This window comes from Streptomyces sp. CWNU-52B (genome assembly GCF_047444975.1).
GTDB lineage: Bacteria > Actinomycetota > Actinomycetes > Streptomycetales > Streptomycetaceae > Streptomyces.
In genome coordinates this window covers 283,767-306,890 of record NZ_JBLFJV010000019.1, presented here as the reverse complement: position 1 = coordinate 306,890, position 23,124 = coordinate 283,767, and the positions used below count along the sequence as shown (strand labels likewise).

At 72.3% G+C, this 23,124-nt stretch carries 16 protein-coding genes; 6 read left to right on the top strand and 10 right to left on the bottom strand.

The genetic code is table 11. The annotated features are described in order from the left end of the window. Positions 1-16 precede the first annotated feature (16 nt). Positions 17-646 carry a phosphoribosylglycinamide formyltransferase gene (gene purN, locus ACLVWQ_RS19170; RefSeq protein WP_414110095.1) on the bottom strand — a complete coding sequence of 210 codons (630 nt, stop codon included), beginning with the start codon at positions 644-646 and terminating at the stop codon, positions 17-19. Between the two features lie 341 nt (positions 647-987). On the opposite strand from purN, the gene ACLVWQ_RS19165 reads away from it, so the two are divergent. Beyond that, on the top strand, positions 988-1,782 hold the full coding sequence (locus tag ACLVWQ_RS19165) for a hypothetical protein (protein ID WP_414110094.1): 795 nt from the start codon (positions 988-990) through the stop codon (positions 1,780-1,782). A 36-nt stretch (positions 1,783-1,818) separates the two neighbouring features. Here the strand turns inward: ACLVWQ_RS19165 and ACLVWQ_RS19160 are convergent, their stop codons facing one another. Beyond that, on the bottom strand, positions 1,819-3,573 hold the full coding sequence (locus tag ACLVWQ_RS19160; protein WP_414110093.1) for a DUF6350 family protein: 1,755 nt from the start codon (positions 3,571-3,573) through the stop codon (positions 1,819-1,821). Between the two features lie 97 nt (positions 3,574-3,670). On the opposite strand from ACLVWQ_RS19160, the gene ACLVWQ_RS19155 reads away from it, so the two are divergent. Beyond that, positions 3,671-4,495: an RNA polymerase subunit sigma-70 gene (locus tag ACLVWQ_RS19155; RefSeq protein ID WP_414110092.1), complete on the top strand. Its 825-nt coding sequence runs from the start codon at positions 3,671-3,673 to the stop codon at positions 4,493-4,495. Positions 4,496-4,601: 106 nt separating this feature from the next. On the opposite strand, the gene sucD is transcribed toward ACLVWQ_RS19155, so the two are convergent. The 6 genes from sucD to ACLVWQ_RS19125 form a co-directional block, all read right to left on the bottom strand. Beyond that, positions 4,602-5,486, bottom strand: a complete 885-nt coding sequence (sucD, locus tag ACLVWQ_RS19150) for a succinate--CoA ligase subunit alpha (protein WP_414110091.1) — start codon at positions 5,484-5,486, stop codon at positions 4,602-4,604. A 21-nt stretch (positions 5,487-5,507) separates the two neighbouring features. After that, complete coding sequence (sucC, locus tag ACLVWQ_RS19145) at positions 5,508-6,686, bottom strand: ADP-forming succinate--CoA ligase subunit beta (protein WP_414110090.1); 1,179 nt, start codon at positions 6,684-6,686, stop codon at positions 5,508-5,510. A 579-nt stretch (positions 6,687-7,265) separates the two neighbouring features. Beyond that, the gene (locus ACLVWQ_RS19140; RefSeq protein ID WP_414110089.1) at positions 7,266-8,135 is read right to left on the bottom strand and encodes a hypothetical protein; all 870 of its coding nucleotides are present in this window, start codon (positions 8,133-8,135) and stop codon (positions 7,266-7,268) included. A 211-nt stretch (positions 8,136-8,346) separates the two neighbouring features. Beyond that, entirely contained in the window at positions 8,347-9,573 is a 1,227-nt protein-coding gene (locus ACLVWQ_RS19135; protein WP_414110088.1) for a VWA domain-containing protein, read from the bottom strand. Next, complete coding sequence (locus ACLVWQ_RS19130; protein WP_414110087.1) at positions 9,570-12,029, bottom strand: DUF5682 family protein; 2,460 nt, start codon at positions 12,027-12,029, stop codon at positions 9,570-9,572. The genes ACLVWQ_RS19135 and ACLVWQ_RS19130 overlap by 4 nt, the downstream gene beginning before the upstream one ends. Continuing rightward, positions 12,026-13,216, bottom strand: a complete 1,191-nt coding sequence (locus ACLVWQ_RS19125) for an ATP-binding protein (RefSeq protein WP_414110086.1) — start codon at positions 13,214-13,216, stop codon at positions 12,026-12,028. The genes ACLVWQ_RS19130 and ACLVWQ_RS19125 overlap by 4 nt, the downstream gene beginning before the upstream one ends. Positions 13,217-13,350: 134 nt before the next feature. On the opposite strand from ACLVWQ_RS19125, the gene ACLVWQ_RS19120 reads away from it, so the two are divergent. Both ACLVWQ_RS19120 and ACLVWQ_RS19115 read left to right on the top strand, forming a co-directional pair. Then, entirely contained in the window at positions 13,351-14,703 is a 1,353-nt protein-coding gene (locus ACLVWQ_RS19120) for an SWIM zinc finger family protein (protein WP_414110085.1), read from the top strand. 32 nt (positions 14,704-14,735) lie between these two features. Next, complete coding sequence (locus tag ACLVWQ_RS19115) at positions 14,736-16,382, top strand: DUF5691 domain-containing protein (RefSeq protein WP_414110084.1); 1,647 nt, start codon at positions 14,736-14,738, stop codon at positions 16,380-16,382. A 172-nt stretch (positions 16,383-16,554) separates the two neighbouring features. Here the strand turns inward: ACLVWQ_RS19115 and ACLVWQ_RS19110 are convergent, their stop codons facing one another. Next, entirely contained in the window at positions 16,555-16,989 is a 435-nt protein-coding gene (locus tag ACLVWQ_RS19110; RefSeq protein ID WP_414110083.1) for a cobalamin B12-binding domain-containing protein, read from the bottom strand. A 405-nt stretch (positions 16,990-17,394) separates the two neighbouring features. On the opposite strand from ACLVWQ_RS19110, the gene ACLVWQ_RS19105 reads away from it, so the two are divergent. Both ACLVWQ_RS19105 and ACLVWQ_RS19100 read left to right on the top strand, forming a co-directional pair. Then, the gene (locus ACLVWQ_RS19105; RefSeq protein WP_414110081.1) at positions 17,395-18,312 is read left to right on the top strand and encodes an esterase/lipase family protein; all 918 of its coding nucleotides are present in this window, start codon (positions 17,395-17,397) and stop codon (positions 18,310-18,312) included. 388 nt (positions 18,313-18,700) lie between these two features. Then, positions 18,701-20,401, top strand: coding sequence for a M23 family metallopeptidase (locus tag ACLVWQ_RS19100; RefSeq protein WP_414110080.1), 1,701 nt, complete (start codon positions 18,701-18,703; stop codon positions 20,399-20,401). Between the two features lie 41 nt (positions 20,402-20,442). Here ACLVWQ_RS19100 and pcrA read toward each other — a convergent pair whose 3' ends face one another. Then, positions 20,443-22,959 (bottom strand): DNA helicase PcrA, encoded by a 2,517-nt coding sequence (gene pcrA, locus ACLVWQ_RS19095; protein ID WP_414110079.1) that lies wholly within the window; start codon positions 22,957-22,959, stop codon positions 20,443-20,445. Positions 22,960-23,124 lie beyond the last annotated feature (165 nt).

Here is a 23,124-nt window from a genome sequence, read left to right as displayed (position 1 = left end):
CCTGTGCTCTCGGCGGTCACTGGATAACTACCTTTCGTCCCTCAATGCGATAGCCGTTGCGGGCGAGCCGCCCCACGACATCGACGAGCAGCCTTCGCTCGACTTCCTTGATGCGCTCATGGAGAGCGGAACCATCGTCTTCGTAGTCCTCGTTCCGGACCTCGACCACGCCCTGGGCGATGATCGGGCCGGTGTCGACGCCGTCGTCGACGAAGTGCACGGTGCACCCGGTCACCTTCGCGCCGTAGGCGAGGGCGTCACGGACGCCGTGCGCCCCCGGGAAACTGGGCAACAGGGCCGGGTGGGTGTTCACGAACCGGCCGCCGAAGCGGGCCAGGAACGCCTTGCCCACGATCTTCATGAACCCGGCCGACACGACGAGGTCCGGTGCGTACGCGGCGACGGCCTCGGCCAGTGCCGCGTCCCACTCGTCACGGGTGGCGTGGTCCTTCACCCGGACGACGAAGGTCGGCAGCCCGGCACGCTCGGCGCGCTCCAGACCGGCGATGTTCGCGCGGTCGGCGCCGACGGCGACGATCTCGGCTCCGTAGACGGCCGTTCCCTGCGACGCCACCGCGTCGAGGAGAGCCTGCAGATTCGTACCTGATCCGGAGACCAGCACGACGAGGCGCTTGGCCTTGGCCACGACGGGGCCCTTTCTCGGGGAGTGCCTTTGTACGGTCGTACGAATGCTTCGCGCCCCTGGATACGGGGAAGTCTACGAAGCGGCCGACCGCCGGCAACGATACCGGCACACCGGGCGGCCCCCACGGGACGGGGGCTCGGCCAGAAGGTAGCGTCTGGGGAGGATCCGCCCGGGGAAGCAGCCCCCGCAGGGGAACGCCTTTCACGCACGGGACGTTGACCAGGGACGGATACGAATCGTCCGGGGCCCGAGCCCCGGACACGTGACCAGCTCTGTGGACACGTTTGACCAGCATGGACACGGTGCCCGCCGCATACCACCAAGGGGAAGACGCACACCTGATGCCGGACCGAAGTCTCCGACGCCCTCCGCTCCTGCTGCGTGAGCGGCGCCCCTCTCCCACCCCGCCGCGGGAGAGCGACGACGTGCCCGGGAGCGGGCAGGGCTCCGGCACTCAACCGGACGACAACCCCTTCGCCCCGCCCCCCGAGGGCACCCCCGACCGGCCGTGGCAGCCCCGGCGGCCCTCGGGCGGCCAGGGCCAGGACGGCGGGAGCGGCCAGAGCGGTCCGGACGGCGGCAACTCCGCCTGGGGCAGCCAGTGGAGCGACCGGCAGCCCGGCCCCGCGCAGGGCGGCCGCTTCGGCGACAAGCCGGGTTCGGGCAACTCGGGCGGTCCGGGCGGCGGGCAGGGCGGTCCTGAGAAGTCCGGCGGCCCGGGTTCCGGTATGCGCTGGGACCCGACCGACCCGGCACAGCGGCGCGCCCGGTTCGCTCTGCTGTCCGGTATGTGGGCGTTCTTCTTCGCCCTCTTCGCCTGGCCGTACGTGGCGCTGCTGCTCGGCGCGCTGGCCCTCTACTGGGCGATCAGCGCCCTGCGCACCAAGCCGCGTTCACCGGACCCGGACACTCCGGCTCCGGCGACCCAGGGATCGAGGCCCCAGACCACCGCCGCGATCAGCGGCCTCGTCACGGCGTCCCTGGCGCTCGCCATGGTCGCGATGACGTTCACGGCGCAGCTCGTCTACCGCGAGTACTACACCTGCGTGAACGACTCCCTCACCAACACCGCGAAGAAGTCCTGCGACGACCTGCTGCCGGACCAGTTGCAGGGACTGCTGGGCACACGCGACTGACCGGCCCGGTCGGGTCCTCCGGCAGGGGATCGCTCGTCAGTCCTGGGGGTCGGTCCGGTCCACCGGAGTGGACGTCTCCACCGGGGTGGACGCCCGCTTCAGTGCCTCCCAGCGGGTCTCGCGTGCGACGTCGTCGTGCCAGAGGGACCCGAAGGGGTCGGGGGCGGTGTCGGAAGAGGGCAGGAGGTCGTAGGCCGACTCCTCCTGGGGCGCCTGCGCCTCGTCGGCGGACCGCGCGCGGGCCCGTGCGCGCCGAGCCCGCAGTCCCCGTACCGGCGACGGCAGTGCCCGCCGCCAGGGCGCCCGGCCGGGTGGACCGCCCGAAGGTCCGTCCGAAAGCACGGGGGGTCCGTCCGAAAGCGTGTCCGAGTCGGCCGTGGACCGAGCGCCCGGTACCGGTGCCCGGGTCCCGCGCAGGCGCCAGGCGCGCAGGGCCAGGCCCGTCGGCAGTCCCACCAGTGCGATCCAGCCCGCCGCGGCCGGTCCGGTCTGCCACCAGACGGGGCCGAAGTCGGCGAGGGCGGCCACCCCCAGGGGCCCGCCCGCCAGGGCGGCGAGCACGCCGAGGGCCAGACCGCACAGGGCCGCCGCGAGCGCCAGTACCTCGGCGGTCCGCCGGCACGACCAGGCCGCACCGTCCCCCTCGCTCGCCTTCCTCGCGCTCCCCTTGCCCTCGCTCGCCTCGCCTTCACTCCCCTTGTCCGCGCCCCCGCCCTTCGGCACCGCCGCGCCGGCCGTGAACCAGGCCACCACCACCGCGGCCACCACGGGCACGGCGCCCGCCGCCCAGGTCAGCGGTGTCCCCGGGCCCGCGTCCGGGACCGCCGCCAGCAGGGGGAAGGGGGGCAGCCGCGAGGCTGGGTCCGACAGCAACGGCCCCGCCGTGTGCCCGGCACCGAGCGTGAAACCGGGGCCGAGCGCGTACGCGGCCCCCCACACCGCCGCGTTCGGGATGAGGGCCAGCGCCAGCAGCAGCACCGCGAACCGGCCCGACCAGCTCTCGGTGAGCTGCAGGAACGACAGTCGAGCCGGTCCCCCGTGCCCCACCAGCGAGACGCCGACGAGCAGCACCCCGCCGCCCAGGAGCGTCACGGCCCCGGCGGCGGCGGCACGCGCGGCGGCCGGGAACCGGGAGCCGGGGGCGAAGGCGGCGGCGAGCACGGAAGCGAGGGGAAGGACGTCGAGGGCCTGGCGCAGGGCCGGCGGCAACGGCCCCAGCGGTCGCCCGTACGCCGTCCAGACGCCCGCCCCCGCCGCGGCCACCACGAGCAGCGGCGGCCACAGCACCACGGACCTCCACGCGGGAGACGGTTCGGCGCCCGAGGCGTACACCGCGGCCGCGGCGCCGACCGTCAGGTAGCCCACGACGACTCCGGTCCACGCCAGACGGGCGGGCGGCGGCGGGGACGCGTCGTCGCCGTCCGCCGCGTCGCGCGCCGCGCGGTGCAGCAGCCAACCGGGCAGCACGACCAGGAGCAACGGGGTCACCCCGATGGGCGCGGGCACGCCGGACAACGTGTCCGTGCGGACGAGTTCGGCGCCGTGCGCCAGCAGCCACAGCGCGGCGGCGACATGCAGCGCCCCGTCGGGGCCGCTGTCCGGGTAGGGCGAACTGATCCACAGGACCGTCACGGGCACGGCGACCGCCGCCAGGCCGAGGCCGGCCGCGAGCACGCCGCCGGCCAGGCCCGTGGCCAGTCCGGACGAGCGCCTCCGCAGCCGCGCGAGCGACGGCGGGAACGACGGTCTGCGGTGCGGGCTTCGATCGGTCATCTGGGTCACGCCCGCCATGCTCCCAACGACACGCTCTTTCGGGCTGTAACAGGCGAACCTCGGATGTGTCGCTCAATATATGTTTTATGTACTTTTACGTACGAAGGGGCGCCCGGTGACGGAGACCGCAGCCCCTACCGCCCTGACGCCCGCACAGGCCTTCGACGCGCTCTACGCGTTCGCCGCGCCCACCCTCGTACGGCAGACCTATCTGCTCACCGGGCGGCGCGAACTGGCGCGGGAGTCCGTGGAGCGAGCCTTCCAACTGGCCTGGCAGCGCTGGCCCGAGGTGGCGGTCGACCGGGATCCGGCGGGCTGGGTGCGCGCGGCGGCGTACGAGTACGCGATGTCACCCTGGCACCGGCTGCGGCCCCGCTACCGTGCCCTGGAGGCGCCGCCCGTCGCCCTCGACGACCGCCGGCTGCTGTCCGCGATGCTGAGCCTGCCGCCCGCGTACCGGCGGACCCTGCTCCTCCACGACGGTGTCGGGCTCGGGCTGCCGGAGACCGCGGCCGAGACGGAGGCGAGCACACCGGCGGCGGCGAACCGGCTGCTCTACGCGCGCTCGGCCGTCGCCGCGCGCGTCCCGGAGCTGGCCGAGACGGCGGAGCTGCGGCGGCGGCTCGCGGAGCTCGGCGGCACGGAACGGCTGCGGACCACCGCGAAGCCCGTCGTCGTCCGCACGGGCAGCGAGCGCCGGGCCCGCCTGTGGACCCGCGCGGCCGTCGCCCTGACGATCCTGATCATCGCGTCCACCGTGTTCACGCTCCACACGGCTCCCGATCACTACGAGGCACCGCAGGCCCCGGCCACGACCGTGCCCGGGGTCCCGCCGCGCTCGGGTCCCGGCCCGCTGTCGGAGGAGGACAGGGAGTTGCGCGCCGAACTGCGCACCCTGTTCGAGAAGGGCCCGGAGCGGCTCCTGCCGCAGCTCGGCTGAGCGACGCGCGGCGCTCAGCGGAGCGACGGCGACGCGGACGGGCCCGCACCCCTGGTGAGGGGTGCGGGCCCGTCGACGTACGACCCAGTGGGTCTGGTCGGTCCGGTCAGCCGGCGAGGATCGCGCGCGCCAGCTTCGCCGTCTCGGTCGGCGTCTTGCCGACCTTGACGCCGGCGGCCTCCAGGGCCTCCTTCTTCGCGGCGGCCGTGCCGGAGGAACCGGAGACGATGGCGCCCGCGTGGCCCATGGTCTTGCCCTCGGGCGCGGTGAAGCCCGCGACGTAGCCGACGACCGGCTTGGTCACGTTCTTCGCGATGTAGTCCGCCGCACGCTCCTCGGCGTCGCCGCCGATCTCACCGATCATGACGATCAGGTCGGTGTCGGGGTCGGCCTCGAACGCGGCGAGCGCGTCGATGTGCGTCGTACCGATGACCGGGTCGCCACCGATGCCGACGGCCGACGAGAAGCCGAGGTCACGGAGCTCGTACATCATCTGGTACGTCAGCGTGCCGGACTTCGAGACCAGGCCGATACGGCCCGGCTTCGTGATGTCGCCCGGGATGATGCCGGCGTTGGACTGGCCCGGGGTGATGAGTCCGGGGCAGTTCGGGCCGATGATGCGGGTCTTGTTGCCCTTCGACTTCGCGTACGCCCAGAAGGCGGCGGAGTCGTGGACGGCGATGCCCTCGGTGATGATGACCGCGAGGGGGATCTCGGCGTCGATGGCCTCGACGACGGCGGCCTTGGAGAAGGCCGGCGGCACGAAGAGGACGGACACGTTGGCGCCCGTCTTCTCGATGGCCTCGGCGACCGTGCCGAAGACCGGGATGTCGGTGCCGTCGACGTCGACCGAGGTGCCGGCCTTGCGCGGGTTGACACCGCCGACGATGTTGGTGCCGTCGGCGAGCATGAGCTTGGTGTGCTTCATGCCCGTGGCACCGGTCATGCCCTGGACGATGACCTTGCTGTCCTTGTTGAGGAAGATAGCCATGGCTTTTCTTTCCCTCGTCCCTTACTTCGCGGCCGCGAGCTCGGCGGCCTTGTCGGCCGCGCCGTCCATGGTGTCCACGCGCTGCACCAGCGGGTGGTTGGCGTCCGACAGGATCTTGCGACCCAGTTCGGCGTTGTTGCCGTCGAGACGCACGACCAGCGGCTTGGTGACCGCCTCGCCCTTGTCGGCGAGCAGCTGCAGCGCCTGGACGATGCCGTTGGCGACCTCGTCACAGGCGGTGATGCCACCGAAGACGTTGACGAACACGGACTTGACGTCCGGGTCGCCGAGGATGATCTCCAGGCCGTTCGCCATGACCGCGGCGGAGGCGCCGCCGCCGATGTCGAGGAAGTTGGCGGGCTTGACCCCACCATGGTTCTCACCGGCGTACGCGACGACGTCGAGGGTGCTCATGACGAGCCCCGCGCCGTTGCCGATGATGCCGACCTCACCGTCGAGCTTGACGTAGTTGAGGTTCTTCTCCTTGGCGGCGGCCTCCAGCGGGTTGGCCGCGTCCTTGTCCTCGAGAGCCGCGTGGTCCGCCTGGCGGAACTCGGCGTTCTCGTCCAGGGAGACCTTGCCGTCCAGCGCCAGGACGTCGCCGGAGGCGACCTTGGCGAGCGGGTTGACCTCCAGGAGGAGCGCGTCCTCGGCGACGAAGGTCGCCCACAGGGTCACGAGGATCTCGGCGACCTTCTCGGCCACCTCGGCCGGGAACTTCGCCAGGGCCACGATCTCGCGGGCCTTCTCGATCGAAACGCCCTCGACGGCGTCGACCGGGACCTTCGCGAGGGCCTCGGGGGTCTTCTCCGCGACCTCCTCGATGTCCATGCCGCCCTGTACGGACGCCATGGCGAGGAAGGTGCGGTTCGTGCGGTCGAGGAGGTAGGAGACGTAGTACTCCTCAAGAATCTCCGGAGCCGTCTCGGCGATCATCACCTTGTGGACCGTGTGGCCCTTGATGTCCATGCCGAGAATGTCCGTCGCGCGAGCGACGGCCTCGTCCGGGGTGCCGGCCAGCTTCACGCCGCCGGCCTTGCCGCGGCCACCGACCTTGACCTGGGCCTTGACGACGGACTTGCCGCCAAGACGCTCGGTCGCCGCGCGCGCCCCTTCAGGCGTGTCGATGACTTCACCGGCCAGCACCGGTACACCGTGCTTGGCGAAGAGGTCCCTCGCCTGGTACTCGAACAGGTCCACGCGCGTCCGTCCCTATCAGGTAATTCGCGGTTCGTTGTCTGCGTGGGCGTGCCGCGAGGGCAACGTGACTGCGCGGTCACAAGGAGGGCGTGAGCACGGAGGCCTGCACGCGGCATGTCCGTCTCGCAGGTTATCTCCGCCAGCGGTGGGGTCGTAAATCGCAGATCACACCTGGGCGGTGATTACAGTCACAGAGTGCCACTCCAGACAGACCCCAAGGGCCTCACCAGGCTGGGGTTTGCCTGGTGAGGCCCGTCTCGCAGCCCCTGAAACCGGTGGGAACCGGCTTGCGGGACATGGACCGGCCGGCCCTCACCCCAATGAGGACAGGCCGGCCCCGACCGCAGAGTCCTGGCCGTACCGACCGAACGGATTTCGGCCGCACGGGCTGCGCCCTGCGGGGTCATGAGGAGGACGGACCGGGTCGGACGGTCGGACGCCGGGTGCGGCGCCGCCTCGGACGGGCGGCGGCAGCTCGGCGTGACGGACCCGGCCATGTCCCGGACGGCGGCGGAGCCGACGGCTCCGGTCGCGCGGGCAGGTCTCGGCGAGGGATGGCCGGTACTGGGCCCTGTCGGTCTAGCCGGGGAACGCCGGAATGTCCCGGTGCCGGTCCCGGGACCCGGCCGCGGTGACGTCCGCGGTGGCACCGGGCACCAGCGTCGGCCGGGCCCTCTCGCTCAATGTGACGGCCGGCACGTCGCCGTGCTTCGGCGATCCGTTGTCGACCGCGGAGCAACGCCCCAACGCACCCGTGGGACGACCGTCGGGAACCTGGTGCACGGGTGCCTGCACGGGCTCCGTGTCCTGTGGGTGCCTGGGCTGAGGCACGCCCAGGTCACCGGCCGCCACCTCGGCCGCGCTGTTGGCGAACCGCGGCCCGTACACCGCCGCGCGCTCGTCGTCGGACTGCTTCCGGGCCGTCCGGTGCCCGTCCGGCGCACCGCCCGGCCCCTGCGGCGCCTCCGTACCGGCATCGGCCGGCAGGGGCTGGCCGGGGACCGCGGGCAGCAGTCCCGGCGACTCCGGGAGACCGGGCAGCTCGGGAACGTCCGGCAGCGTGGGCAGTTCCGGCAGGGTCGGCAACCACTGCGGCGGCGCCGGCTGCTCGCCGGTCCCACCGCCGATCCCGTCGTTGATCCCGTCGTTGATCCCGTCCTCGACCCCCGCGGTGATCTGATCCACCAGATCGCCGACGGGCCGTACGACCCCCTCGACGACCGGTGGCACCACGGCCTCGGTGACCGGCCGCACGGCACGCTCGACTTCATCGGTCGCGGGCTTGATCACCCCAGGGAGCGAGGCGGGAACAGTCGTCGAGGCGAGGGACCCCGAGGTCTGCCGCTGCCCGGCACCGTCCGCCGCGTGCGCTTGCTCCCCGAAGAGGAGACCCAGCACGAACAACCCGCCCACCAGCAACAGCACCCGCAGCGCACGCCGCCCCGCCACTCCACGCGCCAGACGCGGAGCGAGACCGGGCGATACGGCTGACAGGGCCAAGGCGGGAAGAGCCTCCGTGCAGTGGGGCGGGGCGCGTCGGGGTGGGGCGGGGCGCGGCCACACGGCTGCACGCCCCCGAAGACGCGCCGATCCTCGCACGGGACTCCCGAGGTTGCGCAAGCCCCCTGTTACCGATGGACACGCATGTCCCCTTTCTCCCTCACCCCGGGCTCCCGGTGTCCGGTATCGGCAGCGGGCGCTTCTCGATCGCCGCCGCCATCACCTCCGGGAAGAGGTCGGGCGTACAGGCGAACGCCGGTGCGCCCAGGCCCGCGAGCGCCGCCGCGTGTTCACGGTCGTAGGCGGGAGCGCCCTCGTCGGACAGCGCCAGCAGCGTCACGAACTGCACCCCCGACGCCTTCATCGCGGCGACCCGCTTCAGCATCTCGTTCCTGATGCCTCCCTCGTAGAGGTCGCTGATGAGCACGACCACGGTCTCGGCGGGGCGGGTGATCTGCGACTGGCAGTACGCGAGCGCCCTGTTGATGTCCGTACCGCCGCCGAGCTGCGTGCCGAAGAGGACGTCGACCGGGTCGTCGAGCTGGTCGGTGAGGTCGACGACGGCCGTGTCGAAGACGACGAGCCGGGTGTCGATGGACCGCATCGAGGCCAGGACCGCGCCGAACACCGACGCGTACACGACCGACGCCGCCATCGAGCCCGACTGGTCGATGCAGAGGACGACTTCCTTCTTCATGGACTGCGAGGCACGCCCGTAGCCGATGAGCCGCTCGGGCACGATCGTGCGGTACTCGGGCAGGTAGTGCTTGAGGTTGGCCGCGATGGTGCGGTTCCAGTCGATGTCCTGGTGGCGCGGCCGGTTGATGCGCGCGCTGCGGTCCAGGGCCCCGGTGAGGGTCGCCCGGGTGCGGGTCGCGAGCCGCTTCTCCAGGTCCTCGACCACCTTGCGTACGACGGCCCGTGCCGTTTCCTTGGTCGTCTCGGGCATCGCCTTGTTCAGCGAGAGCAGGGTGCCGACCAGGTGGACGTCCGCCTCCACGGCCTCCAGCATCTCCGGCTCCAGGAGCAGCGCGGACAGGCCCAGCCGGTCGATGGCGTCCCGCTGCATGACCTGGACGACGGAGGACGGGAAGTACGTCCGGATGTCCCCCAGCCAGCGGGCGACGGACGGCGCCGACGCGCCGAGACCGGCCGAACGCTCCTGTCCCGGCCGCGCCCTGCCGCCCTTCCCGTTCCCGTACAGCGCGCCGAGCGCTCCGTCCATCGCGGCGTCCTGTCCCGCGAGCGTGCAGCCGGTACCGTCCGCGTCGTCCCCGCCGAGCACGAGCCGCCAGCGCCGAAGCCGCTCGTCGGCGCCCCCGGACTGTCCGGACGCCTCGGCCCGGTCGTCCACCACGCCGGCCTGGTCGACAGCTCCCGTGTTCATCGGCCCACCCCCACAAGGTCGTTGTGCTCCAGCCCCAGCAGCAGGCGCAGCACCGGCAGTACGGCGTCGGCGCGGTCCGTGTCGACGCCGGACGCGAAGCCGGGCATCCCGGAGACGGTGGCGGCGACGTTCCCCCGCGGTCCCGGGCCACGCCGGACCAGTTCGCCCAAGGTGCGGCGCACCCCTGGCTCGTACGCCGAGAACGTGCGCCGCAGCAACGGCAGTACGTCGGTGAACGCGTCCCCCGGCACACCGGTCAGCCAGGAGTCGACAAGTCCGAGCAGCCGCTCGTCGTGCACGAGCAGCATGCCGCCGCCGGACCCGCCGCCGACGAACCCCTCGATCCACGCGGCCGCGTCGCCGGGTGCGGTCCCCGGTGACAGGACGAGCCCCATGAGCCGGGCGGCGTCGTCCTGCGCCAGCTTCCCGTCGTCCAGCAGCAGCCGCACGGCCCGCCCCCGGACGATGCCCGGAACGGTGTCCCGCGCCGAGAGCGTGCCCAGCACGGAGTGCCACCGTCCGCGTATGCCGGCACGGGAGCCGCCTGCGCCTTCCGCAGTGTCCTCTGCCGCCCGCTCCGTGCCCTCCGTGCCCTCGGCCAGGAGGCCCACCGCGCCGTGCACCGCGTCGACATGGCCCCGCATCTCCTCGGCGGCCTCCGCGTCCAGAGCGGCGCACGCCGGGGGCAGCCCGACGAAGACGCGCTCCGCGAGGCCCACGGCGACCTCGGCCAGGGCCTGGGTGTCCGTGCCCCGTACGTCGCCGTAGCGCAGCGAGCGGACGAGGGCGGGCAGTGCCTGGGCGAGGTGGCCCACGTCGGCGTCCAGCGCGGCGCGGTCGGCGAGGATCCGCATCACCACCGGGAGGGCGTCCGGCAGTTCGGCGAGGAGGCAGCGCTCGGCGAGGGCGGTGACCTCGGCCAGGGACCGTGCGCCGACGGCGTCCGCCTCGGCCTTCGCGGTCGCGGCGGCGATCACGGTCGTCCCCCACACCCCGGCCTCGGCGACACGCACCACGAGCTCCGGCTCCCAGCGGAGCCGCCAGGTCTCCCGGAACGTACCCGTGCTGCCGCGTGACGCGACCGGTTCTCCCCACTCGACGCCGAGGAGGCGCAGCCGGTGCAGCAGCCGGCTGCGGCCGCCGTCGGTCTCCTTGCGCAGGTCGAGCTCCAGCTCCCTGTCCTGTGCCTCCGGCTTGAGCCGCAGCCGTCGCTGGAGCCGGGCGAGGTCGCGCTGGAGGGGGACCGCGGGCGCCGACGCCGGGACCTCGCCCAGCACGTCGCCGACGACGAGCCGGTCGTGCACGAGTGCGAGCGGTACGTCCGAGCCGTCGCACATCACGGCCCGTACGGCGTCGGTGGTCTCGGTGAGGCCGGGCAGGGGGCGGCCCCGCATGGCGGCGAGCGTGTCGGCGAGCCGTACCGCCTCGATGACGTGCGCGGAGGAGACGAGCCGGTCCTCGTCGCGCAGCAGCCTGGCCACCTTCGTCATCCAGCGCTCCACGGGGCGGTCGGCCGCGGCGAACAGGTGCCCGTACCAGCCGGGTGAGTCGATACCGGCGCCGTAACCACTCATGCGGGCGAGCCGGCGGTGGGTCCAGGGCACCCAGGTCATGTCGGCCTTCACCTTGGGCAGGCCCTTGAGCAGGGCCCGGTCGGCGGTGACGGTCGTCCGCCGGCGCAGCGCGGGGACGTGCCAGGCGCCGCACACCACGGCGACGTCGTCCGCGAACTCCCGCTGGGCCGCCCGGACCTGGAGGCGCATATGGGCCTCCCGCACGAGATCACGGTCCTCTTCCCCGGGCTCGTAGACCTCCCGCAGCGCCGCCATGGCCTCGCCGAGCGCGTCGAACGGCGCGAACGCGTCCGCTCCCCGCGTCCCGCGGTGCTCGATCACGTCCTCCCACCACCGCTCGGGGTCGTCGTACCCGGCGGTCTCGGCGAGCACGGCGAGCGGGTCGATCCGCACGGCCCGAGCAGGTTCGACCGAGGGCCCGTCCGACGCCCCCTCCCCCTTCTCCCCTCCCTCTGTTTCCCTTGTTTCTCCTTGCTCCCCTTGCTCCCCTTGCTCCTCCTTCCCCTGGTCCCCGCTCTCCTCCTCGCGGCCCCAGGCGAGTGTGTGGGCGGCCGGGAGGTCGATGAAGCGGGCCGGCACCTGGTGCTCCAGGGCCCAGCGGACGGCGACCCACTCCGGTGAGAACTCGGCGAGCGGCCAGAACGCCGACCGTCCCGGCTCGTCCACGACATGCGCGAGGAGCGCGACGGGCGGCCGCATGTCCTCGTCGGCGGCGAGCGCGATCAACGCGTCGGCCTCCGGCGGTCCTTCGAGGAGCACCACGCGCGGCTTCGCCTCGTCGAGTGCCGCCCGTACGGCCCGCGCCGAGCCGGGACCGTGATGGCGCACCCCGAGCAACAGGGGTCCGGGCGCCCGCCCGCTCCCCTCCCCGTGCTCGCTCACGCGCTCACCTCCCGGCACGCCCGGTAGAAGTCCTTCCAGCCGTCGCGCTCGCGGATGACCGCCTCCAGGTACTCCTGCCAGATGACGCGGTCGGCCGCCGGGTCGCGCACGACGGCGCCGAGGATGCCCGCGGCGACGTCGCCCGCGCGCAGGACGCCGTCCCCGAAGTGGGCGGCCAGGGCGAGGCCGTTGGTGACGACGGAGATCGCCTCGGCGGTGGACAGGGTGCCGCTGGGCGACTTGAGCTTCGTACGGCCGTCGGCGGTGATGCCGTCGCGCAGCTCGCGGAAGACGGTGACGACGCGGCGGATCTCGTCGATGCCGTCCGGTACGGCGGGCAGGTCCAGGGAGCGGCCGATCTGGTCGACCCGGCGCGAGACGATGTCGACCTCGGCGTCGGCGCTCTCGGGCAGGGGCAGGACCACCGTGTTGAAGCGGCGGCGCAGGGCGCTGGACAGGTCGTTGACCCCGCGGTCGCGGTCGTTGGCCGTCGCGATCACGTTGAACCCCCGTACCGCCTGTACCTCCGAGCCCAGCTCCGGTATGGGCAGGGTCTTCTCCGACAGGATCGTGATGAGCGAGTCCTGTACGTCGGCTGGGATGCGGGTCAGCTCCTCGACCCGGGCCGTCATCCCCTCGGCCATCGCCCGCATGACCGGGCTGGGCACCAGGGCGTCGTGGCTGGGGCCGTGGGCGAGCAGTTGCGCGTAGTTCCAGCCGTACCGGATCGCCTCCTCCGGTGTGCCGGCCGTGCCCTGTACGAGGAGGGTGGAGTCGCCGCTGACGGCCGCGGCCAGGTGCTCGGACACCCAGGTCTTCGCCGTGCCGGGGACGCCGAGCAGGAGCAGTGCCCGGTCGGTGGCGAGCGTGGTGACGGCGACCTCGACGATGCGGCGCGGCCCCACGTACTTCGGGGTGATCAGCGTGCCGTCCGGCAGCGTGCCGCCGAGCAGGTACGTGGCGACGGCCCACGGTGACATCCGCCAGCGGGCGGGCCGCGGGCGGTCGTCCTGCGCGGCCAGCGCGGCGAGTTCGGCGGCGAACGCGTCCTCGGCGTGCGGCCGCAGCTCCTCACCTCTGTCCGGGCCCTTGCCCCGGCCCTTGTCCGGCGCGTCCGGGGAGGTGGGCGCGGGCGCGGACTGGTGGTGGTTCGGGTCGACGGACGTCTGGTCGACGGGCACGGACATGGAGCGGTCCCCCTTGCGGCTCGGCCGGTTCGGATCTGGTTCCACCGTGCACCACGCCACTGACAATCGGCCCTGACCTGCGCGAACGCACTCGTCACAGCCGATTGTCAGTGGGGGGATCTACCTTCGATCGCATGACTCAGCAGGGGGTGCGCTGGACTGCGGATCAGGTGCTGGCACTGGCGCCTGACACCGCGTCACGCAAGGCGGGCAGCAAGCTCGGCGCGGCCGGGCCGTGGTCGGAGGCGGGCAGTTCTGACGAGGGGACGGTGTGGGGACTGTGCAGGGGAAGCGGCAGCAAGCCGTATCGGACGGTGATCGACATCGCGGACTCCACCGGGCCCGCGTACAAGTGCAGTTGCCCGAGCCGCAAGTTCCCGTGCAAGCACGCGCTGGGGCTGCTGCTGCTCTGGGCCGGCGCGGACGGCGCGGTGCCGCGGGGGCAGGCGCCGGACTGGGCGGACGAGTGGATCACGGGCCGGAAGAAGCGGGCGGACGACAAGCGGGCCGCGGGCGCGGCCGGTTCCGCGTCCACCGGTGATCCGGAGGCGGCCCGGCGCAGGGCGGAGCGGCGGGCCGAGTGGATCACCGCGGGAGCGACGGAGCTGGAGCAGCGGCTGACCGACCTGCTCCGGGGCGGCCTGGCCGCGGCGGAACAGGCGGGGTACGGGCTGTGGGAGGAGACGGCGGCCCGCATGGTCGACGCGCAGGCTCCGGGACTGGCGGCGCGGGTGCGGGAGTTGGGGGCGATTCCGTCGTCGGGGCCCGGCTGGCCGGTGCGGCTCCTCGAGGAGTGCGCGCTGCTCCATCTCCTCGACCAGGGGTGGCTGCGGCGTGCCGGACTGCCCGAAGGACTGGCCGCGACGGTCCGCTCGCGGATCGGGCTGCCCGGTTCGGCGGACGGTCCGCCGGTGCGCGACCAGTGGCTGGTCCTGGCCCAGTACGACACGTCGGACAACCGCCTCACGACCCGCCGTATCTGGCTGTACGGAGCGGAGTCCGGGCGCACGGCCCTGCTCCTTTCCTACGGGGCCGCGGGGCGGGCGCCGGAGACGGCACTGCCCGTCGGGCTGACGCTCGACGCGGAGGTGTCGGCGTATCCGGGCGCGGGGCAGTCGCGGGTGGCGCTGGGTGAGCGGTTCGCCGCTCCGGCTCCCACGGGTCTGCGGCCGCCCGGGGTGGACGTGGCGCGGGCCGTGGCCCAGTACGGCGAGGCCTTGCGGGACGACCCGTGGCTGGACTCCCGGCCGGTGACGCTCAGCCGCGTCATACCGACTCCGGACGGCGACGACTGGCAGCTGGCGGACGCCGACGGAGAGTTCGCCCTGCCGCTCACCGCGGCCGCCCGGTCCCGCTCCGGACTGTGGCGCCTGATCGCCCTCTCCGGCGGCGCACCGGTGACGGTGTTCGGCGAGTGCGGCCACCGCGGCTTCTCCCCTCTCACGGCCTGGCCGGAGGGCGGGGGCGAGGCGGTGTCCCTGTGCTGAGCCACCGCTCCCCTCTGACGAAAGGAACGCCCATGCCCACTCCCCCCTCCCCTTCTCCCTCTCCCACGGAGGCGTCCGGCGGGAGCCACTGGGAGGAGCTCGTGACCGTGGCCTTGCTGGGCACCGCGCGGCGTACGCCGCCGGGGGTACCGGCCCGGGGCGACGCGCCGACGGCACTGCTGGACGCGGCGGCCGTGGAGACCGTGCGGCGCCGGGCCGGGATGCGGCCGGGGCGGGCGGCGGCCCGCATCGAACCGGCGGCGGAGGATTCCCGTCCCGCGCTGCCACCCGCGGCGGCGCGCAGGCTGACCATGCTGCTCGCCGACCGGCCGGGGGCGGGGAGCGGCGGCCGCAGAGGGACGACGCCCGATCTCATGGAGCTGCTCCCGCAGTGGCTCGCCACGGCGAACCGGCACGGTTTCGCGGCTCCCGCGCAGGCCCTGCCGGCGCTGCTGGACGCGGCCCGGGGGCGTACGGACATCCGGCCGGCGGTACTGGCCTTCGCGGGACCACGCGCACTGTGGCTGGCCCGGCTGAACACCGAGTGGCGGTTCGCGCTGCGCGCGGCGCCGGGCGGCGGTGCGGCCCTGCCGGGACCCGAGGAGCCGGAGCGGATGCGGGAGCTGTGGGAGGAGGGGCTGTTCGCCGAGCGGGTCGCGCTCCTGGCGGCGGTCCGGGCACGGGACGCGGCGGCAGCGCGGGAACTGCTCGCCACGACATGGGCTTCGGAGCGGGCCGAGGACCGGTTGATGTTCCTCGACTCGTTGCGGACGGGGCTGTGCGCGGCGGACGAGCCGTTCCTGGAGGGGGCGTTGGCCGACCGGAGCCGCAATGTGCGGTCCACGGCGGCGGAGCTGCTGTCCGCGCTGCCCGCCTCGGCGCTCGCGGGGCGGATGGCGGAGCGGGCGGGCTCCTGCGTCGCGGTCGACCACACGCACAGCACGCCGACGATAGCGGTGGAGGCGCCGCACGAGTGCGATCCCGGCATGGAGCGCGACGGCGTGGTGGCCAAGGCTCCGGCCGGACGGGGTGAACGGTCCTGGTGGCTGGGCCAGTTGGTGGAGGCGGCCCCGCTCGCCACCTGGTCGCGGCGGCTCGGGGGGCGTACGCCGGAGGAGATCGTGGCGCTGCCCGTCGCCGACGACTGGCGGGACGAGTTGCACGCCGCGTGGTGCCGGGCGGCGGTGCGCCAGCGTGATCCGTCCTGGTCCAGAGCGTTGCTGGGGACACCGGCGGCGCCCGAGGCGGGCGGGCCGGGCGCGGTGTCACTCGCCGAGCGGGCGAAGCTGCTCGGCACGCTGGGAGCCGAGGAGCGGGCCGGGTGGGTGGCGGGGTTCATAGCCGTGCACGGGCTGTCGGAGGCGTTTCAACTGCTCGGGGTGTGCGCGGTGCCCTGGGCCGGCCCGTTGGGCGGGGCCGTGGTGGACGCGCTCAACATCGCGCGGGACGCGGGGAGTTATCCATGGAGTTTCAGCGGGGTCATGGGACTGGCCGAGCGCTGTCTGGACCCGGCGGAGGCCGTCCGCCTCGAAGGACTCACCGCGGTCCCGGACGAACAGGAGGACGCGGCACCGGGCGCCGGCGGCTACTGGGCCGAGTCCTTCCAACGCCTGGTCACCACACTGCGCCTGAGGGCAACCATGCAATCAGAACTGACCGACCCGAGCGGACAGACCTGACAGAGAGGACCACGCCCGGCCCCGCGCACATCAGGGGCGCGAGGAACTGCGCGACCAGCCACACCACACCCACACCCGACAACCAGCCGAAGCCCCCACCCACCCAGGGGCGCGGGGAACTGCGCGACCAGCCACAACGCACCCGCACTCACACCGGCACAGGCACAGGCACTCACACCGACCGCCGGACGTTCCCCCGCACCCACTCCACGACGGAAGCCACCGTGGCCCCAGCCGTGAAGACCTCAGCGACCCCCTCCTCCTTGAGCGGAGCGACATCCGCCTCGGGGATGCCGCCGCCACCGAACACGGTGATGTCCTCGGCGTCACGCTCCTTCAAAAGCTCAAGAACCCCGGCGAACACCGCACGGTGCGCACCGGACAGCACAGAGAGACCGATCGCGTCGGCGTCCTCCTGGATCGCCGTGCCCACGACCTGCTCGGGCGTCTGACGGGACCCGGTGTAGATGACCTCCATACCCGCATCCCGCAGCGCCCGTGCGATCACCTCAGCCCCACGACCGCGCCCGTCAGTCAGACGCCCGTGCCCGTCGAGCCCCGGTTCGGCCACCACCACACGGATCGGACCGGCGGCTGCCACACCCATCACTGCCTCCATCCGGCCGGCACCCGACGGCCACGACAGCAACTCGGGCGTAAGTGAACGAACGTTATCTCCAGCATCCCGCAACCGGCAGTTTCGCAGAGGAGAGCGAGGGGGAAATCACACGGTGGGACAAGTTCGCAGCGCACCGATCCCGCACACCGCGACACATGGTTCGCACCCGGGACGAGCGCCAGGGAAACCGCTACGAGGCCTCCGTACCTCCACGCCGTCAGCCGCGCGACGTGGTGGTGCGCCGCATCGGCGATCGCACGACGACGGGCACCCCGTCGCTCCACCGGTGTCACCCACGCCGCACGTGCACCGTCGCCGTCCTCATCCAGAGGCTTCCCACGAGGGCACACGGGGGACAGAGGGTCCCTGCCGTGCGCCGACGGGAGGTCGGCCATGAAGGTCACCAGGGCACTGATGCCCCTTCTTCCACTCTGCCAGCGTCTGCTCCCCACCAGACTGGCCGGACTCTCACTGACCCTGCTGAAGGCGACGGCCCTGGAGATCGCGATCCTCGCCGGCCACCTCGTCCTCTACCCCTCCGGCATCACCCCGGAGCGCCACGCCCCCCCGTCCCCGCCCGAGCCTCTGACCGACCTGACCGACACGCCCGGCACGGACCTCGTCGCGGAGAGCACCGCCGAGGCCACCCGGCTGCCCACCCCGCACAGAGCCCCGGTCGTCCTGCTGCACGGTTTCATCGACAACCGCTCGGTCTTCGTGCTGCTGCGCCGCTCCCTGGCCCAGCACGGCCGGCAGCAGATCGAGTCGCTCAACTACTCGCCGCTGACCTGCGACATCCGCACGGCCGCCGAGCTGCTCGGCCGGCACATAGAGGAGATCTGCGAGCGCACCGGTCACCCGGAGGTGGACATCGTCGGGCACAGTCTCGGCGGGCTGATCGCGCGCTACTACGTGCAGCGGCTGGGTGGTGACGTCCGCGTCCGGACCCTGGTCACCCTGGGCACACCGCACGCGGGCACGCGTGTCGTCCCGCTGATGAACGCGCACCCGATCGTGCGGCAGATGCGTCCGGGCTCAGGCGTGCTGGCGGAGTTGCGCGCTCCGGCCCCGCACTGCCGTACGCGGTTCGTGGGTTTCTGGAGCGACCTCGACCAGCTGATGGATCCACTGGAGACGGCGTGCATCGAGCACCCGGACCTGCTCGTGCAGAACGTGCGGGTGAGCGGAATCGGGCACCTCGCCCTACCGGTGCACCCGGCGGTCGCGGCCGGCATACGCCAGGCCCTGGACGCAGAGGAGGAAACCGCCCGCACCGCCGCCGCCCACACCGGCGGCCTGACAGTGGCGTGACCAGAGGAACGTAACCGGGGGACGTAACCGAGGGACGTAACCCAGGGACGTGGGCCGAGGAACGTGGGCCGAAGCGCACAAAAGGCGAGCCGCAGCCGGCGAAGCACAACCGGAAGCGGACGTCTGACAGCGATCCGCCCCGAACCGGGGCAACAGGGAGCAGCGGGAAGTGCCGTAAGCGGAACCCGCGTTCGACCTTGGAGACGACTTTTCTTCGAACAGTCGTCGAACGCAAGGCCAAAGCTCTGCCTATCCTCCGCCGAAAGGCGGCCGAATGCCCGTTTCCCGAGAGGAGGAAACCTGCCGAAGATTGTCGCGCCCTCATACCGCCGGGTACAGTCACCGCACTGCTCTGCCAGCCCCTGTTGTCGAGGCGAAAGAGAAGTTGGTGAACGACCGTCACCCGTCGGGGACCGTAAACCCCCCGACCCCGGCTCCCGAGGCCGTCTCGGCGCATTACGCGTCCTATGGCCAGCAGGGAGTCCCGTACGGCGACTTCACCACGCACGACACGTACTCCGCCACCGGTTTTGATCCGACTGTCACCGGTTCGTACGACACCACGAACGGTTACGGCACGGCGGGCGCCTACGCGACGGCCACGTTCGACGCCGACCCCCTCTTCGGCGATCTGCCCGGCAACGGAAGCGGCAACGGAACAGCACCCGAAGCCGGCGGCAACTGGGGCGACCCCACGGGCAGCCACCAGACGCTGAACTACGACCCGTACGCGGCCCAGCACCAGACCGCCTACGAGACCGGCAGCTACGACACGAGCGGTGTCTGGGCGCAGGCCGGATATCAGCAGCTCGGTGAGATCCCGGCGCAGACCCCGAGCCCCGACGGCACCGGCCAGTGGGACGCGAACGCCTGGCTCCAGGCCGAGCAGGTCGACCCCACGCAGCAGTGGACCGCGCCGACCTTCGAGACGGGCACGTACGACGCCACGGCCTGGAACTCGGACGGCGGCGAGCACCACCGCCCGCAGGACCACCAGGCACAGACACAGGTGCAGGCGCAGGTACAGACACAGGTTCAGACACAGGCGGGGCACGAGTCGTACGACCAACAGGGCGGCTACGACCAGCAGGAGTCGTTCCACCAGCAGCCCACCGCCACGTTCGAGCAGGTCGCGTACGAGGAACAGGCCACCGCACAGGACGAGTTCGGCCATTCCGGTCAGGCCGAGGACGGCGCCGACGCGGACCCCGACACCCGCTCCCACACCCAGGCTCACGCCTACGCTCACGACGAGTCCCCGCTGCTCGACGACGCCGAGGCCGAGGAAGTAGCTCCCGCCGTCCCGGCCGCCTCGCGTGCCGCGTCCCGCGCGGCGGGCCGTTCCGGTTCACGGTCGCGCCGCCGCCCTCCGCCCAAGCGTTCCGCGCTGCTGACGATCGCCGTGCCGTCGGCGTGCGTGATGGGTGTCGCCGGAATCGCCGCCGCGTCCGTGACCGGAGGCGACGGCGGGGACGACGTGCAGACGACGGCCGCCGCGCCCGACGCGAGCGCCGTGAAACCGTCGGCCGCGAACAACAAGCTGGACACCCAGCTGGAGAACCTCTCCGCGGACGCGGACGACTTCGCCGACCGGGCGAGCCGTACGCAGGAACGTATCGACTTGAAGGCCCAGCAGGTCGCCGAGAAGCAGCAGGCGGCGGCGGACGCGGCCCGCAAGGAGCGGCTGCGCCCGAAGTTCGCGCTGCCGGTCTCGCGGCACGGGCTCAGCGCCTACTACGGCCAGGCCGGCGTCAACTGGATGTCCGTGCACACCGGCATCGACTTCCCGGTCTCGTACGGCACGACGGTGATGGCCGCGACCGACGGGACCGTCCGTACGGAGTGGAACAGCGCCTACGGGAACATGGTCATCGTGACGGCCAAGGACGGCACGGAGACCTGGTACTGCCACCTCTCCACGTACAAGGTCGCCTCGGGGGCGGTCGTGAAGGCCGGCGACCCGATCGCGTACTCCGGCAGCTCCGGCAACTCCACCGGTCCGCACCTCCACTTCGAGGTACGGCCCGGCGGCGGCTCCGCGATCGACCCGCTCCCGTGGCTGCGCAGCCACGGAGTGAACCCCACATAGCCCCACCTAGTGCTAGCCCTAGTGCCAGCACTAGCCCACGGCTACAGCTTCTCCACCGGCGCGTACCGCAGCAGCAGGCGCTTCGGCTTCTCTCCGCCGAAGTCGACCGTCGCCTCCGAGTTCGCCCCCATGCCCTTCACCCCGACCACCGTGCCGAGGCCGAACTGGTCGTGCGTGACCCGGTCCCCGACCGCGAGCGACACCACCGGCTTGTCCGAGGCACCGCGACGCGTCGCGAAGCCGGACGCGCCCGAGGCAGCCGAGCGGGAGCGCGTGGAGGACAGCGAGGCCGCCACACCGGCGACGGGCCCTGAGGCCACCGCACCCATGGACCCCGTGCGCTTCCAGTCCAGATGCGTGTCCGGGATCTCCTCCAGGAAACGGGACGGCGGGTTGTACGAGGGCTGCCCCCACGCACTGCGCATCGACGCCCGGGTCAGATACAGCCGCTCACGCGCGCGGGTGATGCCGACGTACGCGAGCCGCCGCTCCTCCTCCAGCTCCTTGGCCTGGCCGAGCGCCCGCATGTGCGGGAAGACGCCGTCCTCCATGCCGGTCAGGAACACCACGGGGAATTCGAGGCCCTTGGCCGTGTGGAGGGTCATGAGCGTGATGACGCCCGACCCGTCCTCCTCCTCGTCCGGGATCTGGTCGGAGTCGGCGACGAGCGCGACGCGCTCCAGGAAGGCGGGCAGCCCGGCCGGGGTCTCGCCCTCACCGGCCTCCTGCTCGAACTCCAGTGCCACGGCGGCCAGTTCCTGGAGGTTCTCGATGCGGGTCTCGTCCTGCGGGTCGGTCGAGGCCTGCAGTTCCGCGAGGTAACCGGTCCGTTCGAGGATCGCCTCAAGGACCGTCGCGGGGCCCGCGCCCGACTCGACGATGGTCCTGAGGTCCTCCATGAGGGTGTTGAACCGCTTGACCGCGTTCGTCGAGCGGGCCGCCATGCCGTAGGCCTCGTCGACGCGGCGCAGTGCCTGCGGGAAGCTGATCTTCTCGCGCTGGGAGAGCGCGTCGATCATCGCCTCGGCGCGGTCGCCGATACCGCGCTTGGGCACGTTCAGAATACGGCGCAGCGGTACGGAGTCCTCGGGGTTCGCCAGCACACGCAGGTACGCGAGAACGTCGCGGACCTCCTTGCGCTCGTAGAAGCGGACGCCGCCGACGACCTTGTAGGGCAGGCCGACCCGGATGAAGATCTCTTCGAAGACACGGGACTGCGCGTTCGTACGGTAGAAGACGGCGACGTCGCCCGCCTTCGCGTCGCCGGAGTCGGTGAGGCGGTCGATCTCCTCGGCGATGAACTGGGCCTCGTCGTGCTCCGTGTCGGCGACGTAGCCGGTGATGCGGGCGCCCGCGCCGGCGTTGGTCCACAGGTTCTTGGGGCGGCGGGATTCGTTGCGCTCGATGACCGCGTTGGCGGCGGTCAGGATCGTCTGCGTGGAGCGGTAGTTCTGCTCCAGCAGGATCGTCTTCGCGTTCGGGTAGTCCTCCTCGAACTGGAGGATGTTGCGGATCGTCGCACCGCGGAAGGCGTAGATCGACTGGTCGGCGTCACCGACGACGCACAGCTCGGCGGGCGGGAGGTCGCTCTGCGCCGGCGGTACGTCGACGGGGTGGTCCGAGGTGCCGACCAGCTCCCTGACCAGGGAGTACTGCGCGTGGTTCGTGTCCTGGTACTCGTCCACGAGGACGTGGCGGAAGCGGCGGCGGTAGTGCTCGGCGACGTCGGGGAAGGCGCGCAGGAGGTTGACCGTGGTCATGATCAGGTCGTCGAAGTCCAGCGCGTTCGCCTCGCGGAGCCTCGACTGGTACATCGCGTACGCCTGGGCGAGGGCCTTCTCGAAGCCTCCCCCAGACTCCGTCTGGGAGGTGCCCCCAGCGGCCTGCGCGGCGAAGTCCTCCTCGTCGATCAGCTCGTTCTTCAGGTTCGAGATCTTGGCGCTGAAGGACTTCGGCGGGAAGCGCTTGGGGTCGAGGTCCAGGTCGCGGCAGACCAGGGCCATGAGGCGCTTGCTGTCGGCGGCGTCGTAGATCGAGAAGGACGACGTGAAGCCGAGCTGCTTGCTCTCGCGGCGCAGGATCCGCACGCAGGCGCTGTGGAAGGTCATCACCCACATCGCGTTGGCCCGGGGGCCGACGAGCTGCTCGACGCGCTCCTTCATCTCGCCCGCGGCCTTGTTCGTGAAGGTGATCGCGAGGATCTCGCCGGGGTGCACCTTGCGCTCGCCCAGCAGGTGGGCGATGCGGTGCGTGAGCACACGGGTCTTGCCGGAACCGGCGCCCGCCACGATGAGCAGGGGCGAGCCGTGGTGGACGACCGCCGCGCGCTGGTTCTCGTTCAGCCCGTCCAGGAGCGCCGCCGGGTCCACGTGCGGGCGCGGGGCGCCGTCCCTGTAGTACTCGTCCCGGCTCGGCGGCGGCACGTCGAACCGCCCGCCGAACAGGTCGTCCGGAACCGGATCCGGCGCCTCGTCCTCGGGCGGCGGCGGGGGTTCTTCCTCATGGGCCCGCGAGGGCTTGAGGTCCGCCAGGAAGCTGTCATCAAAGAGGCTGCTCATCGCTCTCCGAGTCTAGGCGCCCCCACTGACACCCCGCCGCCACCCCGCGAACTCCACCGGCCCACCAGCGACATACGTGACCCTGAATGACCGTGCAATCACGGTATGCGACCGGTCGACACCCGGCCGGCACCCGGCCGAGACACACACCCCACCGAGCACCCC

Coding starts and splice junctions, on each gene's coding strand:
- ACLVWQ_RS19135 (WP_414110088.1), bottom strand. CDS start 9,573: ATGAACACGGGAGCTGTCGACCAGGCCGGCGTGGTGGACGACCGGGCC.
- ACLVWQ_RS19160 (WP_414110093.1), bottom strand. CDS start 3,573: ATGGCGGGCGTGACCCAGATGACCGATCGAAGCCCGCACCGCAGACCG.
- ACLVWQ_RS19105 (WP_414110081.1), top strand. CDS start 17,395: ATGAAGGTCACCAGGGCACTGATGCCCCTTCTTCCACTCTGCCAGCGT.
- ACLVWQ_RS19110 (WP_414110083.1), bottom strand. CDS start 16,989: ATGGGTGTGGCAGCCGCCGGTCCGATCCGTGTGGTGGTGGCCGAACCG.
- ACLVWQ_RS19165 (WP_414110094.1), top strand. CDS start 988: ATGCCGGACCGAAGTCTCCGACGCCCTCCGCTCCTGCTGCGTGAGCGG.
- ACLVWQ_RS19125 (WP_414110086.1), bottom strand. CDS start 13,216: ATGTCCGTGCCCGTCGACCAGACGTCCGTCGACCCGAACCACCACCAG.
- ACLVWQ_RS19115 (WP_414110084.1), top strand. CDS start 14,736: ATGCCCACTCCCCCCTCCCCTTCTCCCTCTCCCACGGAGGCGTCCGGC.
- sucD (WP_414110091.1), bottom strand. CDS start 5,486: ATGGCTATCTTCCTCAACAAGGACAGCAAGGTCATCGTCCAGGGCATG.
- ACLVWQ_RS19120 (WP_414110085.1), top strand. CDS start 13,351: ATGACTCAGCAGGGGGTGCGCTGGACTGCGGATCAGGTGCTGGCACTG.
- pcrA (WP_414110079.1), bottom strand. CDS start 22,959: ATGAGCAGCCTCTTTGATGACAGCTTCCTGGCGGACCTCAAGCCCTCG.